The sequence below is a fragment of the Streptomyces sp. NPDC005791 genome, from assembly GCF_042871485.1.
In the GTDB taxonomy this organism is placed as follows: domain Bacteria; phylum Actinomycetota; class Actinomycetes; order Streptomycetales; family Streptomycetaceae; genus Streptomyces.
The window spans coordinates 433,572-451,187 of record NZ_JBIAIP010000004.1; the positions used below are offsets into that span (position 1 = coordinate 433,572).

Here is a 17,616-nt window from a genome sequence, read left to right on the forward strand (position 1 = left end):
GGATCTCCCGCCCTTTCGGCGATACCGGTCATCACTTTGCGCTTGAAGTCATTGCTTGCTAGTTTCACTTTACGCGTGAACTCACACGAGAGAGAACGCACCTCTGTGGTCAGGAAGAGGAATCATCATGAGCACCGTCACCTTCGGTATCACTCCGGGCTTCGGCGAGAAGCTGCACGAGGCCCTCGGCTACAGCGGGGCCGTCCGCGTCGGCGACCGGGTCGAGACCTCCGGCCAAGCCGGGGTGGACGACGACCTGGTGATCCCCGACGCGCTGGAGGACGAGATCATCCAGGCCTTCGACAACGTGGAGCGCACGCTCGCCACGGTCGGTGCCACGTGGAAGGACGTCATCCACGTCAACTCCTACCACAAGGTCACACCGGGAGCAGACGCCATCGGCGACGACCACAACGCGGTCATGGCCGAGCAGTTCCGCCGTCGCCTCGACGGCCGCGCACCGATCTGGACCGAGACCGGCGTCACGGTCCTCGGCCTCGCCGCCATGCGCGTGGAGATCCGCGTCACCGCCGTCGTCGGCTCCGGGAGCTGAACTCCCCGAGCGGCTGACCGGCCCGCCTCGCAGACGGTCCGGAAACGGATGGGGCACGGCACCGGAAAGGGGCGAGGTGGACCACGACCTCATGAGGAACGGGGTCAGCAGTGTGTAGCGATGTCCTCCATGCGATCTGGGTTCCCGGTCGCGACATCGAGGTCCTGGCTGAGCCGTTCCACCAGGCCGTGTGCCTGCCACAAGCCGACGAGAAGGTCCCGATCGAGGTACTGGACCAGGTCGTCGTGCTGCCCCTCGGCCAGGACGATGCGGTAGTAGCTCATCCGCAACCGGGGCTGGCCGAGGTCGAAGGTGGTCAGCCCCGACCACGCACGATGCGTACCTGGACCGGGACGCCTGTGTGAGCGCGGACGAGCAACTCCTCAGCGACTGCGGCAGGCTGCTGGCGGTCTGGGACGGCTCCCCGTCCAGAGGCCGGGACGCCACCGCCCACATGGTGGCGTACGCCCGCGCCCGCGGCATCCCGGTGGAGATCGTCCGGCCCTCGGGCGCGGCCCGCGAACCGGCCGGTCCCGTGCTGTCGCTCCGTGCGCGTGGGCACGGGTACTGACGGTCACTTCACGGGCACCTCACCGGTTCCCGCCGGTCTTCCGCACACGGGTGGAGTCTGCTGTGAGGGGGGCGCCGTCGGCTCCGACCGGCGCGAAGTCCGGGACGCGGGCGCCCCCCTCGTCGACCAGGGTGGAGTGGGGCTCGCCGGGTTCGAAGGCGTAGCGCTCTCCCCACTGGCGCAGGGTGAGGAGTACGGGGAACAGGTCGCGGCCGTTGTCGGTGAGCACGTATTCCAGACGGCGGCCCGTGGGCGCGGTCCGCTGGGCGAGGAGCCCGTGAGTACTGAGCTTCCGGAGGCGGTCGCTGAGGATGTTGCGGGCGATGCCAGTACGTCGCTGGAACTCGGTGAAGGTACGGGCACCGTCCATCGCGTCCCGGATGACAAGGAGGCTCCAGCGGTCGCCGACAAGATCGAGCGCGCGGGCGACGGGGCAGTCGGGATCGGTCCAGGCGTGGTTCCGGGCGCCGGTGGAGGAGCGCGGCATGACACCTCCTGAATAAGTTGCAGATTGAGACCATCCTGCCCTACCGTCAAATTGGTTTCACTGTGCTACTCATTTTTGATGGGAGTGCGATGGACGTCAGGCGACGGTTACTGCTCGCGGTCGTGTGCGGTGTCGCGGTGGCGAGCGTTTACGCCGCGCAGCCGGTGCTCGCGCCGATGGGGGACAGCCTCGGCATCTCGGCGGGGCAGCTGGGGTGGATCGTCTCGGTCGGCCAGTTCGGCTACCTGGCCGGCCTGGTGCTGCTGGTCCCGCTCGGCGACGTGGTCGCCAACAGGCGCCGCCTCATCGCGGGGCACCTCGTGATCACCGCGGTCGGCCTGGCTCTGACCTCCCTGGCGTCGGCCGCCTGGATGGCCTTCGCGGGACTTGTGCTGGCGGGGATGTTCGCGGTCGTGGTGCAGACCACGGTGGCCTACGTGGCATCGGTCTCACCGCCCGCCGAGCGCGGGCGGAACATCGGGGTCGTGACCTCCGGCGTGGTGACGGGCATCCTCGGCGCGCGGATCGTCACCGGCGTGCTCGCCGAGCAATGGGGCTGGCGGAGCGTCTACGCGGTGTTCGGCGTGCTGGCACTCGGACTTGCCGCTCTCGTCCTGCGCGTCCTTCCCCCGGAAGGACGTTCCCGCCGGCCAGCGGGGTACCGACAGGTCGTCGTTGGGCTCGGCGCACTGTTCGGGCAGCGGCTCTTCCTGACGCGCGGCCTCATCGCGTTCTTCCTGTTCGCGTCCTTCGGAACGCTGTGGAGTGGGCTGTCGCTGCCGCTGGCGGACGAGCCGTGGCATTTCAGCGAGAGCCAGATCGGCATGTTCGGTATCGCCGGACTCGCGGGCGCGCTGGGCGCGGCACACGCGGGACGCTGGGCGGACGCGGGACGGGCGGTCCCGATGGCGGGCTTCGCGCTGGTCCTGCTCACCGTCTCCTGGGCCGCGACCGCCCAGCTGCACTGGTCCCTGTGGCTGCTCATCGTCGGCGTCGTGGTGCTCGACTTCGCGGTCCAGGTCGTGCACGTGAGCAACCAACACATGCTCACCAGCACACACGCGGAGCGCGCCAGCAGCGTCATCGGCGGCTACATGGTCTTCTACTCGCTCGGCTCCGCCCTCGGAGCGGCCGCCACCACCTCCGTTTTCACCTCCTCCGGATGGGCCGGATCCAGCATCCTCGGCGCCGGCTTCGCGGCTTGTGCCCTGATCGTCTGGGCGGTCGGCAGGGGCCGGTCCTCCGGTATGCCCGAGGCCATGTCCGGGGTGGCGGGGACCTGCGGCCAGGAGGAGAGGCAGAAGGCGGAAACCGCCTGAGGGCTGTTTTCGCCGGCGCGCAGTCCGAGAGTCTCCCGGGGGCAAGGCGACGGCGGAGGACCTCACGAGTGAGACCTTCTTCCGCGCCCTGGTTGTGAACCTGCTTCCAGCCGGGCAACTTCTCGCCCGTGTGGCGTCGATGCGGCATCACGAGCCCGGTGTGGGGCGCACCGATAGCGAGAAGACCGAGGAGAAGCCTTCGGGTGCGGATCCGGTGCGAGCCCCCGAACTGTTCCAGACAACAAAGAAGCCCCCGGCCGTTGGCCTGGGGCTTGTTCATGGAGCGGGTAACGAGAATCGAACTCGCGCTTGGAGCTTGGGAATCGCCATGGCTCGTTCCAGCGTTCTTGCCCGTGCTGAGAAGATCGAACCGGACCCCTCGCACCAGCGCGCGCTCGCCGCGACGGCTCGGATGGTGCCGGAGTCGATAGAGGTGCTCGTACGTACCTCGGATGGCGGCGAACTGGTGTTGCCAGGGGAGCTGGTCCGCATTCTTCTGGCGTCGGCAGGTGAGCTGGCCCGCGGGCATGCGGTTACGGTCCTGGCGTCCGAGGCGCAGTTGTCGCCCACCGAGGCCGCTGAACTTCTGGGTCTGTCCCGGCCGTTCGTCGCCCGTCTGCTTGATGCCGGTGACATCCCCTCGACGAACCTGCCTGGCAGCAGCCACCGTGTGGTCCGCCTTTCGGATGTGCTGGCGTTCCAGCAGCGGCGTGAGCGCCGTAGGGAGGGGCGGCGTCAGATCGCCGAAGCCCTGGAAGGTACCGACCTGCCCTACTGATGTAGGTGTCAACGGCAGCCGTGAAAGAGAAGAGGGGGAGTGTGGCAGCGCGGGTCTTTGTAGACACCAATGTCTTGTTTCCGTTCTCGGTGATGGATGTGATGCTGGCCCTCACCGAGGACTCCATCCACGAGATCGTGCGGTCCGAGCGACTGCTCGCGGAGTGGGCGCGGGTCATCACCACAGCGTGATAGGAAGCGCGGCCGAGCAGGTCGTGCCGGCGCGAGTAGTCGGAGAACTCCCCCTTCGGGGGCATCGCAGAGGGTTCCTCCGGTGCGAGTTTCCCCACATGCGGAGCCCCCGACCACGGAGCAGGGAGTCCCCCACCGCAACGACCACGGGTACGTCGGGGACCCCGCTCAGACGTCGTTCGCCGGTGGCTTTCATGGCCGCTACTAGCAGGCGGAAGCGCGCGACGCCCACCGCACACGGGTTGATGTCCACGCCGTGGACGGACCGCAGTGCTCGGGCAGCCCGCTGCCAGGGGCTCATGCCGGGCTCGGCGTCGGTCCACAGTCGGAAGAGACGGCTGAAGAGGCCCAGCAGGAAGGTGGGGGCGGCGGATGCACTGGCGGCCGGGGGCGGGGCCTTCGTCGGGGTCGGGACTCCGGGCCTGGCGGTGTGTATGTACCTTTCCGTGCGAGAAGACAAAGCTTAGGAGTACAGTCCATAGGAGTACATTCCTAAGGAGTGCCTCGTGTTCAGTCCCACGCGCCCGACCAAGCCGACCCATGTCTTCGGCCGGAGCGTCGAGTGGGACGCTCTCGCCGCATTCGTGAGCCGGCCGCTGCCGCACGCCATGCTCGGGATCGTCAGCGGCAGGCGGCGGATGGGCAAGACCTACTTGCTGCGCGCTCTGGTCGAGCAGCAGGGGGGCTTCTATTTTGGAGCAACGGCGGCGACGGAGACGGAATCTCTGCGCCAGTTCGCTGCGGCTCTTGCCGATCATGTGGGGTCGCCGGTTCCCTTCTCCTTTGCCACCTGGGACGACGCGGTGTCCTACCTGTTCGGGCTGGCCTCGCCGCGAAGTTCTCAGGTGCCACTACTTGTGGTTATTGATGAATTCCCGTACTTGGTGAAGAGCGCTCCGGAGCTGCCGTCGATAATCCAGCGGGAGGTCGACCGGTCCCAGGTTGAGCAGAGTTGGATGCGGCTTCTCCTGTGCGGGTCGGCGATGTCCGTCATGGGCGGACTGTTGGCGAGTACTGCACCCTTGCGGGGGCGGGCCCAACTGGAGCTTGTCGTGAGGCCCTTCGGGTACCGGGCGGCGGCTGAATTCTGGGGGGTCGCTGACGACCCCGCGCTCGCTGCCCGTCTCCATGCCGTGGTCGGAGGCACACCTGCGTACCGTCGGCAGTTCCTTGCGGACGACGTTCCCACCGGGCTGGAGGAGTTCGACGACTGGATCTGCCGTACGGTCCTCTCGCCCTTCAGCCCTCTCTTCCGGGAAGCTCGGTACCTGCTTGCCGAGGAAGCGGACATCCGGGACACGGCCTTGTACCACTCGGTCCTTGCCGCGGTGGCCCAGGGGAACTCCACCCGGGGAGGGATCGCGGGGTACATCGGCCGTAAGTCGGTGGACATCTCTCACCCCCTTCACGTCCTGGAGGACAGTCACCTCCTGGCGCGGGAAGCGGACGTCTTTCGGGCCGGGAAGTCCCAGTACAGAATCACCGAGCCGCTGATCAATTTCTACGAGGCGGTCATGCGGCCCGCCTGGGCACGGCTGGAAAGCGGACAGGCGCGAGAGGTGTGGGCGCAGTCCGCGGAACGCTTCGCGGCGCAGGTGGCCGGACCGCACTTCGAGACGGTGTGCCGTGAGTACATCCTCGGGCCGGGCCGGGCCCTGCTCCGCTCCTCCCTGGGGGAGGTGGGCGGTGGCGTGGTGACGGACCCCGTGGCGCGGCGGCAGACGCAGATCGACGTAGCCGTGGTGGAACCCGGTTCCGGGGGCAGCAAGCAGGCGGTCCACCTGCTCGGAGAGGCGAAATGGGGCACCGTCATGGGGCTGAGCCACCTGCAGAGGCTGGCTCGGGCACGGGAAGTACTCACCGCACGAGGCATGGACACCAGTCGATGTCAGCTGGCCTGCTTCAGCGCAGCCGGCTTCAGCGACTCGTTGCGACGTGAGATGTCACGCGGAGCACAGGACGAGGACGGCGTGCTGCTCCTCGGTCTCGACGAGCTTTACGGAGGGGCGTTCCGTGCACGGCTCCATTGACCGAGCGTCAGGCATGGAGTGGGCATGCGATACCTGATCCGGTCCAGACAACAACAAAGCCCCCGGCCGCTGGCCTGGGGCTTTCTCATGGAGCGGGTGACGAGAATCGAACTCGCGCTCTGAGCTTGGGAATCAACGGTTCTTACGCTGTTTGAGGGGCTCTGACCTGCGATTTCGGATTGGACAGGTGGATGGCTCCCGGTCTCTGCGAGCCGTATCTGACCGCTGTTGTCCGCTCTGCTGGGCACGGATGGGGCACGAAAGCTGGCAGTGCGACGCGTGCTCCGGGCGGGCGGACTGGTCAGAGGGGGATGATGCGGACTAGGTTGCCGCAGAGCTTGGTCATGTCATCGCTGTCGGACGTCAGCAGGGCGACGGGTTTCGGCTGGCGGAGCGCGACCTCGGCGACCGTGGCGTCGATGGCGTACTTGTGCCCGTGCAGTCCGGCGCCTTTGAGTAGCTCCGCTGCCGCCTTGGCCGCCTGTTCGGTGACCGGTTCCACCTTGATGCGGGACAGCGTCCAGTTCAGGCGAGGCATATTGGTGCGGGAGTGGGTTACTTCCACGATGGTGTTCGCCCCGATCACCAGGTCGGCCCCCATGTCGTGGAAGACCTGCAGCATCGCGAGGGCCTTGCGGTCCTGCGCGATCCAGGCGGAGAGTCCTTCCGAGTCCAGGACGACGGTTTCGATGCGCTCGCTCACGCGGCGTCCGCATCCTTGGAAGAGCCGGCGGAGCCGAAGATCCTCGCGCGGGCCTCGGCGAGCTCCTCGTCGCTGAAGCCTCCATGCTCTTCCTCGTGGCGGCGGAGGTCGTCGCCCAGAAGCTGGTGCCGGATCTGGCGGGCCACGGCTTCCGCTACATAGCCGGAGACGTTGTCCGTGAGCTTGCGGAGCTCCGCCACCTGGTCGCTGGGAAGCGTGACGGTGATGCGAGTCGTTGAGGACATACGTCAAGCATACTGGAGTATGCACGCAGGCTTGAGTTTGTGGCACCGATCCTTCCGGTCAAGGTTTCGCCACCGGAGGGTGCGCTTTCGGTGCTGGAGTACGAGCCCGCCGACCATGCGCGTATCGGTCAGAAGGGCGGTTCGAGATAGCTGGGGCCATCACTGTGCGGCCCCCAGGCCCAGGACTCCTCCAGCAAAGGCTCGGAATCGGGGGCGCCGTGGCCCCACGCTTCGAGCGCCTTGCGGGCAACATGCCGGTTGGGCTCGTCGCCGCTGGTGTCCAGGATGGCGCGCGCGTGCACGGCGAGGTGATCGCGGTGCCCGGCGAGCGCGGAGTGCTCGGCAAGGATGAGTGCGGCGATAACGGCGGCTTCACGCACGTCCTCGTGGCCGTCTCGGAGGAAGGGCGAGACCGCCCGATAGAGCATCGGGCGCAGGTCTCGGAAGGACGCCACGATGGTGCCGGGGGCGAGGAATCCAGGGGAGTACTGCTCCGTGCGGCCCACAATTTCGTCGGAGGCGTCGTAGACCGTGGAAGCCAACCAGTTCAACAGCGCCGCGCGAATGGGGACGTTGCGATAGGGCCGGGGGGTCGTAGCCGCCGGGTGGGTGAGGATGCCGGCGACATACATGGCGGCGGGGGCAGTGGCTTCGTAGATCGTGTTCTGGTGGCCGACCATCTCACCCAGCTCTGACAGGGCGTTGACCTGAACCTTGGGGTCGGGCGTCAGCAGTCGTGTGAGGACCTCGGGAAGGTCCTCACCGTTCCCGGAGGGCGTCTCGAGCGAACCCCAATCGGTCTCCGACAGGACTACCTGGTACGGCGGCAAGTCGGGCTCGCGGGGTGCGCCGAGGTTGGAACGGCTGTGGTTCACAGGCAAAACCTAGACCAGAAGTCGGATGCAATTCTCATGGTCTACGGCGGTGCGGATGGACCTCTTGGCACCCCAGGACGAGGCTGAACCATGTCGAAAGGGCGTCGATCTGAACGATCTCACCGTCTGTGCCAGGCAGGCCGCGGAGCTGACCACAGGCAGGCGTGCTGAAGGGGCCACCACGTCGGAAGCGGGCATGCGGTTCGTCGTTCTGTTGGCCTTTCTCGCCTGGAGCGGCAGCGCGAGGTCGCGGCTGGCCTCGACCAACTCGCGCAGGCCCGGCGTGAAGCCGCGGACGCCCAGGAATCTGGCACGAATATGGCACGAGATACCCGAACTGGTGCAAAGCAAAGAAGCCCCCGGCCGCTGGCCTGGGGCTTTTACATGGAGCGGGTGATGAGAATCGAACTCGCGCTCTGAGCTTGGGAATCAACGGTTCTTGCGCGGCTGTAGTGGCTCTGACCTGCATGTTCGGCTGGCGCGGTCGAGGCTGGCGTGGTCTCTGGGGGCCGTGCTTGACCGCTGTTGTCCGCTCCGAAGGGCACGAATGGGGCACGAGGGTGATCGATGCCGCCGTGCTGCGGATGGGAAAGCTTCGTCGCGCAGGATTCGGCGCCCGCCGTCGTGCGATTTCCTCCCTGGCGATCCGTCGCAGTGCAACCCGGTCGACCGTCATCGATTCGGGCCGTAGTACCAGCGGTCGGCGGACTGCGTCACATCGCTGTCACTGGCGGGAACCCCAACGTGAGGTACTAAGGTACCGTGAATGTTGGAGGTGGGATTATGACCACGGCTTCGAAGCCGCCCCGGCAGTCGCCGCTCAAGGTGGACCCGGCGACGGACAAGTTGATCAGCCAGGGTGCGCATTTCCTGGGCCTGACGAAGAAGGACCTGGTCGCGGAGGCGGTACGGGTTTACCTGGACCAGCGGCGTGAAGATTTGCGTGAGGGCATGGTGGAGGCGCTCAGTGTCCTGGACGGCTCCCTGAAGTCGGACGTTATGCTTTTGACCGGTCTGACATCGGAGGACATCGACGCGGTCGGCGGGATCGACGAATGACCGGCCCCGCTGCGATGCGTCCCGCCAGGCCCACCCTGCGGTGCCTGAGCGATGACCTCGGACTCCCCCTGCCGGCGGTGACCGACCCCCTGGACGAGATCGAGCACCCGATCCTGGCGAAGACCGCCGAGCAGTTCGCGGCGGACGATGCCAAGCATGAGCGCATCCGCGCTGTCGATGATCAGGTGTTGTTCAAGGTGAAGGTCCAGCGTTGGCGCGGGGCGGTCTGGGTGGACGCCGATCTTCCGTGGCTGGTGGCGGCCGGCCGCCGTGAGGACGGTTCCACCGACGACTTCTACGCAGCTCTCGAAGCCGACGGCAAGACCGCCCGAACCCGCTACAACGCCGGCAACGCCAACGCGCTCAAGTCCGCCACGCACACAACCCACTTACTCCCCGCTCGCGAGGACCACGTTCGCTATCGCGCCGAAGCGGGAGTCCGTTTCGTCCGGCGACTCCGGACCACGGTTCTGACGTTGAGCCGTGCCACCCTCCGGGACGGCCAGGAACACACCGTGGATTTCGACACCTTCACCGTCGGCCTTCAGATCCGCGCCGACGACGGCCACGAAACGTACCTCGCGGTGCGGATCACGGGTTCGGTCCCGCCGAACCTCACCACCTTGATCCTGCGCAACGTCCCCGGCTGCGAGGCCGAGGGCTGGTACCCCGAATACGCCCTGCCGGAACGGGACCTGCTCCCCGCCGAACAAGCCTGGTCCAACTTGATGGACCCCCGCGAGGCCGCACGACTCCTCGACACGGAGCCGTAGCCGTCCGGAGTAAGCAAGGCCCGGGTCTGTACGGTGAGTGGTGTAACTCCCGTACTGAAAGCGACAGTTGATGGCTGACGTGAAGAGTGACATCGAGGTCGGGGCCGCTGTGAGTGCGACGGGCCCCGTGGATGACGGGCTGGTCGCCGAGCTGGTGGCCCGGGCTCAGGCCGGTGCCTGCGGCTTCCCCTGATCTCTCTGGCCGCGCACCTCATCTACCGCGGGGTGGCCAAGAACCGGCACCGCATGCCGGGCGGCACAGCGGCCTGTGCGGTCCCCCGTCCGAACCACTGAAACTGAATAGGTTCCGCTCCCATGCCTCCCGTCCCCACATGCGTTCTCAGCAGTTCCTCCACACCTCGAGCTAGCCACGGCCATGACTTGGACCGCTTCGTCCAGATCGGTTCGCTGACCAAGCCGCTCACCGGCACCCTGCTCGTCCAACTGGCATCGACCGGGCTGCTGCAACTCGACGATCCCGTCGAACAGTTCCTGACCGCCCCGGCCGGTACCGGCATCACCCTGCGCCACCTCGCGGAGCACACAGCGGCCCTGCCCCGGGTCCCACCCCGTCTGCGAAGGCGCGACCCGTACGCCGCTTTCGACACCGAGGCATTGAGCGCCGTCGTACAGCGCCTTGACTCCCTCACCACCGGCCCTCCCGGCGGGGAGACCGAGTACTCCAACCTCGGCTACGCCGTTCTCGGCGCCGCGCTCAGCTCGGCAGCGGGCGCACCCTACGAGGAACTGCTGAACGAGTACGTGCTGGCTCCCTTGGACCTCACAGACGTGACCTCGAACCCGCCGCAGGACAGGCGGCTGGGCGGCCGCGGACTCCTGGGCCGCCCACTACGCCCCTGGACCATGAGCGGCGCGATCCTGCCCGCTGGAGGAATGTGGGCCACCCCGCGCGAAACAGCTCACCTGATGACCCGACTGCTCGTGGAACGAAAACTGGGCGAGCCCGCCCCCTCCTGGCAGACAACCGGCCCGCTGCGCTGGCACAACGGCGCGACCCGCGACGCCTCCGTTTTCGCGGGAGCCATGGCGGACGGGACCTGGGTCGTGGTCCACCGCCTGTCCGGGAAGCCGGCGCCGACAGAGAAATTGGCCGTCCAGATCCTCAAGGACGCGGTAACCAAACCACCGTCCAGCGAAACCTGAACCGGCCCGGTTTGTTGGCTGGTGCCACGGACCAGTACGGGTGTCGGTGGGAACGTGTGACGGCTTCGAAGTCCTTGCCCACGGTGGCCGGCGAATGTTCCAGATGGCTGACGGGGTGCAGGCCGTTCCGCTCCGGGCAGCCGAAGCCGCGCTGAGCGGGGCGGTTCTTCAGCGCCGCTCGACGAGAGAGCAGCGTGGGAGGCTCCGGCCAAGCGTCACCTCGACTGGTACGCCGAGAAGGAACCCGACGGGCTCCTGTTCGTCGGTGAGAAGGGCGCCCCCTTCCGCCGGTCTACCTTCGGCCGCAAGTGGCGCAGGGCTCGGACCAAGGTCGGCCTGCCGGAGGGTTTCCGCTTCTACGACCTCCGGCACACCGGCCACACCTTGTCCACCCAGTCGGGCGCCACGCTCAAGGACACGATGGTCCGCGCCGGCCAGTCCTCGGAGAAGGCGGCGCTGATCTATCAGCACTCCGACGACGAACGTCAGCAGGAGGTCGCTGGCGGCATCGACTCGAGGGTTCGTGCAGCCAGGAGGGCAACTAGCCAAGCTTCGTTCGCTGCTTGGGAAGGCTGAAGTCGGATGGCCGGGGCGCCGTCGTTACACGCCCCGGCCATCCGGTGTTCTTCGGCTAGGGCCTTCCGGCTGTTGAAGGGTTTCGGCTCGGTGACCCTGAAGCCGATAAGGGGCCTCGTCAGGATGTCCGCGCAGCCGTGCGTACCGCCACGCAGCATCGAAGGTCAGTGGGGTCCGGCGTCGCCGTATCGCCGTGCAAGCGTGCCAGCTGGTACGAGGGGACAGGAGCACACGGACTATGGTCAGCCGGATCTCTTTCCCCCGGCTCACGCCGGTCGCTCCGAGTTCCGCTGCCCCGGTTCCATTGGGAGTTGTTCGGCGAGTTCCTTTTGTCCGTACTCCAGGAAAAGTACGTGCAGGGTGCGTAGAAGGTCGCCTGCGTCCTTGTCGGTCAGTTTGCCTAGGAAGGTGTGCAGGAGCTGGGCGACGGTGACCCACTGTGCTTCTGGGTGCCACTGCTGGACATCCCGCACGATCTGATCGGCATCGACGCCTGGCGGCAGGTAGCCGTGGTGCGCGGTCTGCTCCAGCAACAGGTATAGGCGTGCCGTGGCCGGGGTACGCAGAATCTCGTCCTGCATGAATCGGACACGTGCTGCGGTTTGGCGGCGTGCGAGTTCTTCCAGTGTCTCTTCACGCTTGAGTTGAGCGATGCGCTGGGCGGTGGCGTGAGCGTGATCGTCGACATGGAGGGTGACCTGCGCTCTCAGGATCTCAATGCCTTCGGTGCACCATGGAAGGAGGCGTCTGAGGTCGTGGTTGATGTCCTGTTCCGTAGCTTCCCAGCGCAAAACGCTGCGCTGGGAAGCGAGACTCTCCGCGATATGCCGTACCGCTCGTCCGGCATCTTCGTAGGCAGTAGTGCTGCCCGGCCCGCCTTCCTGCCGGCGCCACTCGACTCGGATGGTGGCGTCGAATGTGAGGCCGGGTTCGTTGCTGGCGAGGAGGTCGCGGAATTCACGCACCCAGCTGGCCTGTGCGGTGCCCGCGCTGCGCGAGGAATCTTTGCGTATCAGCGGGCTCACGCGGTCTCCGTGGAACGGCCGACGACACGGGGGTGGTACTTGGCGACGGCCCGGCTCCGATCATGGGCGAGGAGGTCGGCCAGTTCGTGTCGTAGTCGTACGCGTGTGGCATCGGCGTTCGATGCCGGGTAGGGCTGCCAGGCGTACAACAGGTCGTTCAGTCGGTTGCGGAGCCTGCGGGCAAGGTCCGGGTCTGGTGCGTCCAGGGCCTCTCTGAGGACACTGAACACGAGGGGGCTCAGGTTCGGACGCTGGTGGGCAGCGTCCATCCAAAGGCGGAGCGCTTCTGCGGGCACCGTGTCGTCGTCAGTGGGTGTCAACAACGTCTGCCAGCCGACGGCCAGGTCTTTCAGCGCGGGCTGGAACTCGTCCTCCTCGCTACCTTCCTGGAGTAGCACCGGCTCGGGGTCGGCCTCACCCTCTCGGCCAGCCGTCAGAGTGGCCAAGGCCGCAAAGGAACGGCGGCCTGAGGCAAGACGGTTCGTATCAGAAGCGCACCAGTCGATGATTGAGTTGAACAGGGCTTTGCGAGCAGTCGGGTTAGACCAGATGGCGCGGACCGCGGAATGCAGCGACTTTTGTACCCCGGAGTCCTCCGAGCCTGCCGCGTATCCAAGGCGCAGCAGCGCCTTGGTGGTGTAGAGGCGACCAAACTCGCCAGCGCACACATCGACAGCCAACCTGGGCAGTGCTGCGTCCTCCCTGTTCTTGGACCAGCGCAGCAACAGCTCGTGGATGAAACGCCCCATGGTCGGATGAAGGGAGGCAGCCGAGATCAGCTCGGTGGCTGTTTTCCACAGGACCGGGTCCCCATGCCAGGCTGAGATGATTTTTTCAAGGGGATCCGGCTTCCTATGACGGGTGGCCCAGCGCACAGCGAAGGTGCCGACCCTGTTCGCCAAGAGGAGCCGGTCGTCCGTCGTGAACGATTCCAGGAACTCGTTGGTCTTTTTCTTCTTGGTCGTTGGCGCCTCGGCCATCCACGCCAGGAAAGTCTTCCGTACCGCTGGTCGGTCGATCCAGAAGTAGCTCAGGACGGCGTCGTCCCATCCTGGTCGGCCGAAATCGAGCGTGTCGTTCGCCGGATCGAGTTCGGCATCGATCTCATCCACCAGCTCAACGACGCCTGGCGAGACCTGTCCTTTTAGCGACAGCGGTGTCTTGAAGTGGCCGCAGAGATCGGCCGCCTTCACGTACACATGCGCGACAGTCGCGCTCCGGAACAGTGCGGCGACCAGAAGGAAGTTCCGCTGGAAGTCGGTCCTTCCCGGCTTCTTGTGCCACTTGAGTAATTCCTCGCGCCAGTCGGTGCGTGCCTCGACAACACTCAGCACCCTGGCATTGAAGCCGTCCGGGTCTGCTTCGACCTGTTCCTGGGTTACGGACTCCTTGGTCCAGTGGATTTGCTTGGTCTGCTCGGACTTGAGGATGAGGCCGACGGTGTGGAGAACATCGGAGGGTGGCTGCCCGGCTAACAGTTCCAGAATGCGTCCGTCGGTGAGCCAGCGCGTGGTGTCAAGTTCGGGAGCCTCGGCCGAGAGCCAGGTGCGGGCCACCTTCACGGGGTCTGGCTTGCCCAGTTGGGGGACGACCCCTTCCGGGGCGCCCCCTCGGATCCGCTGCCACTGCTCCGGTGTGGTCAGCACGATCAGTCGTGAGGAGCGGTTCTTCAACGTCTGCTGGATGTCGTGGAGCAGCGCCCCGAAGTCGCTGCTGACCGCCACGGTCTCGTCCTCGTCGGCCGGGAGATCCAGTAGATAGCCGGCGTTCTGCTCACGAGGGAGAAGCCGCAGGGGAAACCGTGCGGTGCCGCCGAAGCTCAAGGGTCCTACTCTGGCCCCGGTACGAAGGTGCAGATCAGCCAGGAGGGCTTGGGCGGTGAACGTCCGGCCCGCACCAGGCTCCCGGGGCAGGACCAACACCGCGCCCGGCTCCTCAAGTGCTTTATATGCCGTCCGGTAACCGACCGGCTCGGCGAACACCGCGCGGACGGTCTCCAGGTAGCGGCGGGGCAGCTCCGAGTGCTCCAGCAACTGTCCCAGGACCGCCGTGAGCTTCACCGCCGTCATCTCACCGAAGTTGAACAGGGCCTCCTGCCGCAGTTCGGCGACCGCAGCCCGCAGCATCCGCTGAGCCTCACGTACGCCGGGATCATCGTCATGGCTGGCTGGGCCTGCACCGCTAGCAAAGCCGTTCGCTCCAGACCCGACAGAACCGTCCCGACCATCATCGGAGCGGTGGTCCCCACGTCCGTCCCGCAACTGTGGGTCGGTTGGCGTGCCGCCGTCAGCATCGTCCTGCCTGGCCCGCTCAACCCGGGGACCTTCCTTACCGAAGCCGTCGTAGCCATTTCCGCTCCGAAAGGTTCCGCCGAGTGGATTTTCGGGCGCAGGAAATCCCATGCTTGCTCTCCCCGTTGCTGGTCTTGCGGTCTGTGATTTTTGCTTGTGCGGCGAGGCGTTAAGAACGCAACTCACATAACTTCGTCAATCTCGACGCTGATCATTTCCCCGCCGGGATGGACAACCTCAGCGGTGTGGAGGATGTCGGCGTTCGCGCTGCTGGATACCCGTCGAGCCTTCAACGCACGCGAGACACCGCGGACGTCTCGGGCCCTGTTGACGATGCGCATGCCGCTTGCAGGCCGCTGCGCTTCGCCGACGAAGGTGATGTGACGTCCGTACACGTCCTCAAGGAGGGCCCGAAGCCGACCCAGGGTGCGGCGCAGTCGTTCATCCTGCCCCTCGGCCAGGTGCCCGTTGTCGGCGTACAGCCCGAGCGCTTCCACCAACGTCTCCAGCCGTTCCGTTCGCTCGTCGGTCACCTCGGCCGGGTCGAAGTCCAGCGCGTGGCCAGGGTCCCCGACCACCACGTCTGGTACTTCCTCCGGCGGGAGTGGAGCGCTCGTATCCCTTCGCTGTGCACGGCGGTCGAGGACTACCTCGGCACGGTGGAGGAGGAACCCGATGGCCTGGGGGAGAGCCGAGGCGGCCAGTGCGGGAAACGCCAATGCATCACTCATTGCAACCCCCGTGTTTACCTGTCGCGCGCGAGTGGCGCGATGTGCGGGAATTCAACCGGATGATGCGGTGAGCGTGGGTAGTAAAGTTCGCTATTGATCAAAAGATAGCGTCAAGGAGGCGTTCCGTTTGTAATTCGATATTTTCTGTGCCGTAAGTTGCGGCGCCGGTCGTTGCTTGTGTGCCCAACGCTTTGCTCTTGGGTGGTTACTTCGGTACGGAGTCGGGCTGGGGGTGCCGCCCGAGCGGCCCCCCGTCCTTGTTGGTGTGTGGGGTGCTGCGGGGGCGCGGCGACAAGGGCCTCTCCCTGCGGCTGGCGCCCGCTCCCTCGTGGAGGGGTGGCGGTTGCCTGCCTCGGCGGACTGGCGCGAATGCCGCGAGGTGTGCTCTCTGGGCGGCCTTTCCGTGGCGCATTCGCGCGACTTAGGGCACGCGGAGGGCACGCCGCCCCTCAAGAGGTCTAGACAACAAAGAAGCCCCTGGCCGCTGGCCTGGGGCTTTTTCATGGAGCGGGTGACGAGAATCGAACTCGCGCTCTGAGCTTGGGAAGCTCATGTTCTACCATTAAACTACACCCGCGAAGCGTGCCGCTGATCGGCGCTGCATCGTCGCACACTCTACCCCATCGCAGGCCCCCGGCGTGTCCGCCGTGGGGTCCGCGGGTCGTTCCGGATGGTGGACGCGGGTGCGGAGGGCGGGAGTTGGGGGCGTAGCGTAGGTGGCCGGAGTGCCGCCTGGAGTGGCGTCCTGTTCATCCCCTAATGTGGCGGTCTCGTCCAAGGCTGGTTGGGGAAGGGACTTGATGGAGTCGATGGAGCGCACCGTCGTCCGCTGTGCCGAAGGGCACGTTTTTGCTACCTCGTCGTTTCCGATGCAGCAGCTCGGATCCGGGCGGATCGGCCCCGGGAGGCTCATCCGCTGTCCGCGCTGTGCGCGGTTGAGGCAGGCGGTGCCTGTGGTGTTCGAGGAGCGGTAGCAGGCGTCACAGGGCGTCAGCGGGCGTCGTAGGTCCGAGGCAGGCGCGCGCGGGACGGTCCGGTTGGGGCCGGCCTGCGCGTTCTGCGTATCCTCGGTGCGTGCTTCTCTCAGATAAGGACCTCCGGGCCGAGATCGATGCCGGGCGGGTTCGCATTGACCCGTTCGACGCTTCGATGGTGCAGCCCTCGAGCATCGATGTGCGGCTCGACCGCTACTTCCGGGTGTTCGAGAACCACCGCTATCCGCATATCGATCCCGCCGTCGAGCAGGCCGACCTGACCCGTCAGGTGGAACCGGACGGCGACGAGGCGTTCATCCTCCACCCCGGGGAGTTCGTCCTGGCCTCCACCTACGAGGTCATCTCGCTCCCCGACGACCTGGCGTCGCGGCTGGAGGGAAAGAGTTCACTGGGCCGACTCGGGCTGGTGACGCATTCCACGGCAGGGTTCATCGACCCCGGCTTCTCGGGTCATGTGACCCTCGAGCTGTCGAATCTGGCGACGTTGCCGATCAAGCTCTGGCCGGGAATGAAGATCGGGCAGCTGTGTATGTTCCGGCTGACGTCCCCTTCCGAGTTCCCGTACGGATCCGAGCGTTACGGATCGCGTTATCAGGGCCAGCGAGGGCCGACCGCCTCGCGTTCCTTCATGAACTTCCATCGGACACAGGTGTGATGCGGCATGGCTGGTGAAGAGCGGGAGAACCTGACGTACGAGGCCTTCGGGCACGCCGTGCGCGAGCTGGCGCAGAGCGTGGCCGACGACGGTTACGAGCCCGATGTCGTGCTGAGCATCGCGCGGGGCGGGGTCTTCGTCGCGGGTGGTCTGGCATACGCCCTGGACTGCAAGAACATCCACCTGGTGAACGTCGAGTTCTACACCGGGGTCGGGACCACGCTGGAGATGCCGGTCATGCTGGCGCCCGTTCCCAACGTCATCGACTTCACGCGGAAGAAGGTCCTCATCGCGGACGATGTCGCCGACACGGGAAAGACGCTGAAGCTGGTCCGCGACTTCTGCATCGACCATGTGGCCGAGGTGCGCAGCGCGGTCATCTACGAGAAGCCGCATTCGCTCGTGCAATGCGAGTACGTGTGGAAGAAGACCGACCAGTGGATCAACTTCCCGTGGAGCGTGGAGAAGCCCGTCGTGCGTCGTGAGGGTCAGGTTCTCGACTCCTAGGGCGTGTTTCGAAAGTCCCGCCTGCCTGGCGACGCCTGGCACGCACGCTCGCCGCGTTGTCGGGATCACCCCGATACATCCAGTATCG

The 17,616-nt window shown here is 66.3% G+C and carries 18 protein-coding genes, 1 tRNA gene and 2 pseudogenes; 12 read left to right on the forward strand and 9 right to left on the reverse strand.

The genetic code is table 11. The features are described from left to right. Positions 1-127 precede the first annotated feature (127 nt). The gene (locus ACFYSH_RS11540; RefSeq protein WP_359463248.1) at positions 128-553 is read left to right on the forward strand and encodes a Rid family hydrolase; all 426 of its coding nucleotides are present in this window, start codon (positions 128-130) and stop codon (positions 551-553) included. Between the two features lie 104 nt (positions 554-657). On the opposite strand, the gene ACFYSH_RS11545 is transcribed toward ACFYSH_RS11540, so the two are convergent. Continuing rightward, entirely contained in the window at positions 658-837 is a 180-nt protein-coding gene (locus tag ACFYSH_RS11545; protein ID WP_388752013.1) for a hypothetical protein, read from the reverse strand. A gap of 62 nt (positions 838-899) precedes the next feature. Here ACFYSH_RS11545 and ACFYSH_RS11550 point away from each other — a divergent pair. Next, positions 900-1,124: pseudogene (locus tag ACFYSH_RS11550) on the forward strand (hypothetical protein); the annotation flags it as partial. A gap of 19 nt (positions 1,125-1,143) precedes the next feature. Here the strand turns inward: ACFYSH_RS11550 and ACFYSH_RS11555 are convergent. Further along, the gene (locus ACFYSH_RS11555) at positions 1,144-1,611 is read right to left on the reverse strand and encodes a helix-turn-helix domain-containing protein (RefSeq protein ID WP_359463245.1); all 468 of its coding nucleotides are present in this window, start codon (positions 1,609-1,611) and stop codon (positions 1,144-1,146) included. An 89-nt stretch (positions 1,612-1,700) separates the two neighbouring features. On the opposite strand from ACFYSH_RS11555, the gene ACFYSH_RS11560 reads away from it, so the two are divergent. The 3 genes from ACFYSH_RS11560 to ACFYSH_RS11570 all read left to right on the forward strand — a co-directional run bounded on the left by ACFYSH_RS11560 (position 1,701) and on the right by ACFYSH_RS11570 (position 5,929). Continuing rightward, positions 1,701-2,930 (forward strand): MFS transporter, encoded by a 1,230-nt coding sequence (locus ACFYSH_RS11560; protein WP_359463243.1) that lies wholly within the window; start codon positions 1,701-1,703, stop codon positions 2,928-2,930. A gap of 328 nt (positions 2,931-3,258) precedes the next feature. Next, positions 3,259-3,708, forward strand: coding sequence for a helix-turn-helix domain-containing protein (locus ACFYSH_RS11565; RefSeq protein ID WP_359463240.1), 450 nt, complete (start codon positions 3,259-3,261; stop codon positions 3,706-3,708). Positions 3,709-4,405: 697 nt separating this feature from the next. Continuing rightward, positions 4,406-5,929 carry an ATP-binding protein gene (locus tag ACFYSH_RS11570; RefSeq protein WP_359463236.1) on the forward strand — a complete coding sequence of 508 codons (1,524 nt, stop codon included), beginning with the start codon at positions 4,406-4,408 and terminating at the stop codon, positions 5,927-5,929. A 301-nt stretch (positions 5,930-6,230) separates the two neighbouring features. Here ACFYSH_RS11570 and ACFYSH_RS11575 read toward each other — a convergent pair whose 3' ends face one another. The 3 genes from ACFYSH_RS11575 to ACFYSH_RS11585 all read right to left on the reverse strand — a co-directional run bounded on the left by ACFYSH_RS11575 (position 6,231) and on the right by ACFYSH_RS11585 (position 7,752). Continuing rightward, positions 6,231-6,632, reverse strand: a complete 402-nt coding sequence (locus tag ACFYSH_RS11575; protein ID WP_359463234.1) for a PIN domain-containing protein — start codon at positions 6,630-6,632, stop codon at positions 6,231-6,233. Continuing rightward, a complete protein-coding gene (locus ACFYSH_RS11580; protein WP_073787485.1) occupies positions 6,629-6,877 on the reverse strand; it encodes a type II toxin-antitoxin system CcdA family antitoxin in 249 nt (82 codons plus the stop codon). Before ACFYSH_RS11580 ends, ACFYSH_RS11575 begins: the two co-directional genes overlap by 4 nt. Before the next feature lie 128 nt (positions 6,878-7,005). After that, on the reverse strand, positions 7,006-7,752 hold the full coding sequence (locus ACFYSH_RS11585) for a hypothetical protein (RefSeq protein ID WP_359463230.1): 747 nt from the start codon (positions 7,750-7,752) through the stop codon (positions 7,006-7,008). A gap of 783 nt (positions 7,753-8,535) precedes the next feature. Between ACFYSH_RS11585 and ACFYSH_RS11590 the strand changes: the two genes are divergently transcribed. From ACFYSH_RS11590 to ACFYSH_RS11610, 5 genes and pseudogenes are all read left to right on the forward strand, one after another. Beyond that, positions 8,536-8,811 carry a hypothetical protein gene (locus ACFYSH_RS11590; protein WP_359463227.1) on the forward strand — a complete coding sequence of 92 codons (276 nt, stop codon included), beginning with the start codon at positions 8,536-8,538 and terminating at the stop codon, positions 8,809-8,811. Further along, positions 8,808-9,584, forward strand: a complete 777-nt coding sequence (locus ACFYSH_RS11595; RefSeq protein ID WP_359463224.1) for a hypothetical protein — start codon at positions 8,808-8,810, stop codon at positions 9,582-9,584. The genes ACFYSH_RS11590 and ACFYSH_RS11595 overlap by 4 nt, the downstream gene beginning before the upstream one ends. A gap of 70 nt (positions 9,585-9,654) precedes the next feature. Further along, a complete protein-coding gene (locus ACFYSH_RS11600; protein WP_359463222.1) occupies positions 9,655-9,777 on the forward strand; it encodes a hypothetical protein in 123 nt (40 codons plus the stop codon). Positions 9,778-9,965: 188 nt separating this feature from the next. Further along, positions 9,966-10,748 carry a serine hydrolase domain-containing protein gene (locus ACFYSH_RS11605; RefSeq protein ID WP_359463219.1) on the forward strand — a complete coding sequence of 261 codons (783 nt, stop codon included), beginning with the start codon at positions 9,966-9,968 and terminating at the stop codon, positions 10,746-10,748. A 210-nt stretch (positions 10,749-10,958) separates the two neighbouring features. After that, positions 10,959-11,324, forward strand: a pseudogene (locus ACFYSH_RS11610) (tyrosine-type recombinase/integrase); the annotation flags it as partial. 266 nt (positions 11,325-11,590) lie between these two features. On the opposite strand, the gene ACFYSH_RS11615 reads toward ACFYSH_RS11610, so the two are convergent. The 4 genes from ACFYSH_RS11615 to ACFYSH_RS11630 all read right to left on the reverse strand — a co-directional run bounded on the left by ACFYSH_RS11615 (position 11,591) and on the right by ACFYSH_RS11630 (position 15,948). Next, entirely contained in the window at positions 11,591-12,349 is a 759-nt protein-coding gene (locus ACFYSH_RS11615) for a hypothetical protein (RefSeq protein WP_359463216.1), read from the reverse strand. Next, the gene (locus ACFYSH_RS11620) at positions 12,346-14,475 is read right to left on the reverse strand and encodes a hypothetical protein (protein ID WP_359463214.1); all 2,130 of its coding nucleotides are present in this window, start codon (positions 14,473-14,475) and stop codon (positions 12,346-12,348) included. The genes ACFYSH_RS11615 and ACFYSH_RS11620 overlap by 4 nt, the downstream gene beginning before the upstream one ends. 347 nt (positions 14,476-14,822) lie before the next feature. Next, positions 14,823-15,371 carry a hypothetical protein gene (locus ACFYSH_RS11625; protein WP_359463212.1) on the reverse strand — a complete coding sequence of 183 codons (549 nt, stop codon included), beginning with the start codon at positions 15,369-15,371 and terminating at the stop codon, positions 14,823-14,825. A gap of 503 nt (positions 15,372-15,874) precedes the next feature. After that, positions 15,875-15,948 (reverse strand) — tRNA-Gly (locus ACFYSH_RS11630). A 497-nt stretch (positions 15,949-16,445) separates the two neighbouring features. Here ACFYSH_RS11630 and dcd point away from each other — a divergent pair. Then, the gene (dcd, locus tag ACFYSH_RS11635) at positions 16,446-17,021 is read left to right on the forward strand and encodes a dCTP deaminase (RefSeq protein ID WP_359463209.1); all 576 of its coding nucleotides are present in this window, start codon (positions 16,446-16,448) and stop codon (positions 17,019-17,021) included. A gap of 6 nt (positions 17,022-17,027) precedes the next feature. Beyond that, positions 17,028-17,528, forward strand: a complete 501-nt coding sequence (locus tag ACFYSH_RS11640; protein WP_359463206.1) for a phosphoribosyltransferase — start codon at positions 17,028-17,030, stop codon at positions 17,526-17,528. Positions 17,529-17,616 lie beyond the last annotated feature (88 nt).

Excerpts from the sequence above, each read along its gene's own strand:
- ACFYSH_RS11580 (WP_073787485.1), bottom strand. The coding sequence starts at position 6,877 with ATGTCCTCAACGACTCGCATCACCGTCACGCTTCCCAGCGACCAGGTG.
- ACFYSH_RS11625 (WP_359463212.1), bottom strand. The coding sequence starts at position 15,371 with ATGAGTGATGCATTGGCGTTTCCCGCACTGGCCGCCTCGGCTCTCCCC.
- ACFYSH_RS11590 (WP_359463227.1), top strand. The coding sequence starts at position 8,536 with ATGACCACGGCTTCGAAGCCGCCCCGGCAGTCGCCGCTCAAGGTGGAC.
- ACFYSH_RS11540 (WP_359463248.1), top strand. The coding sequence starts at position 128 with ATGAGCACCGTCACCTTCGGTATCACTCCGGGCTTCGGCGAGAAGCTG.
- ACFYSH_RS11560 (WP_359463243.1), top strand. The coding sequence starts at position 1,701 with ATGGACGTCAGGCGACGGTTACTGCTCGCGGTCGTGTGCGGTGTCGCG.
- ACFYSH_RS11545 (WP_388752013.1), bottom strand. The coding sequence starts at position 837 with ATGAGCTACTACCGCATCGTCCTGGCCGAGGGGCAGCACGACGACCTG.
- ACFYSH_RS11565 (WP_359463240.1), top strand. The coding sequence starts at position 3,259 with ATGGCTCGTTCCAGCGTTCTTGCCCGTGCTGAGAAGATCGAACCGGAC.
- ACFYSH_RS11555 (WP_359463245.1), bottom strand. The coding sequence starts at position 1,611 with ATGCCGCGCTCCTCCACCGGCGCCCGGAACCACGCCTGGACCGATCCC.
- ACFYSH_RS11640 (WP_359463206.1), top strand. The coding sequence starts at position 17,028 with ATGGCTGGTGAAGAGCGGGAGAACCTGACGTACGAGGCCTTCGGGCAC.
- ACFYSH_RS11620 (WP_359463214.1), bottom strand. The coding sequence starts at position 14,475 with ATGCTGCGGGCTGCGGTCGCCGAACTGCGGCAGGAGGCCCTGTTCAAC.
- ACFYSH_RS11595 (WP_359463224.1), top strand. The coding sequence starts at position 8,808 with ATGACCGGCCCCGCTGCGATGCGTCCCGCCAGGCCCACCCTGCGGTGC.
- ACFYSH_RS11600 (WP_359463222.1), top strand. The coding sequence starts at position 9,655 with ATGGCTGACGTGAAGAGTGACATCGAGGTCGGGGCCGCTGTGAGTGCG.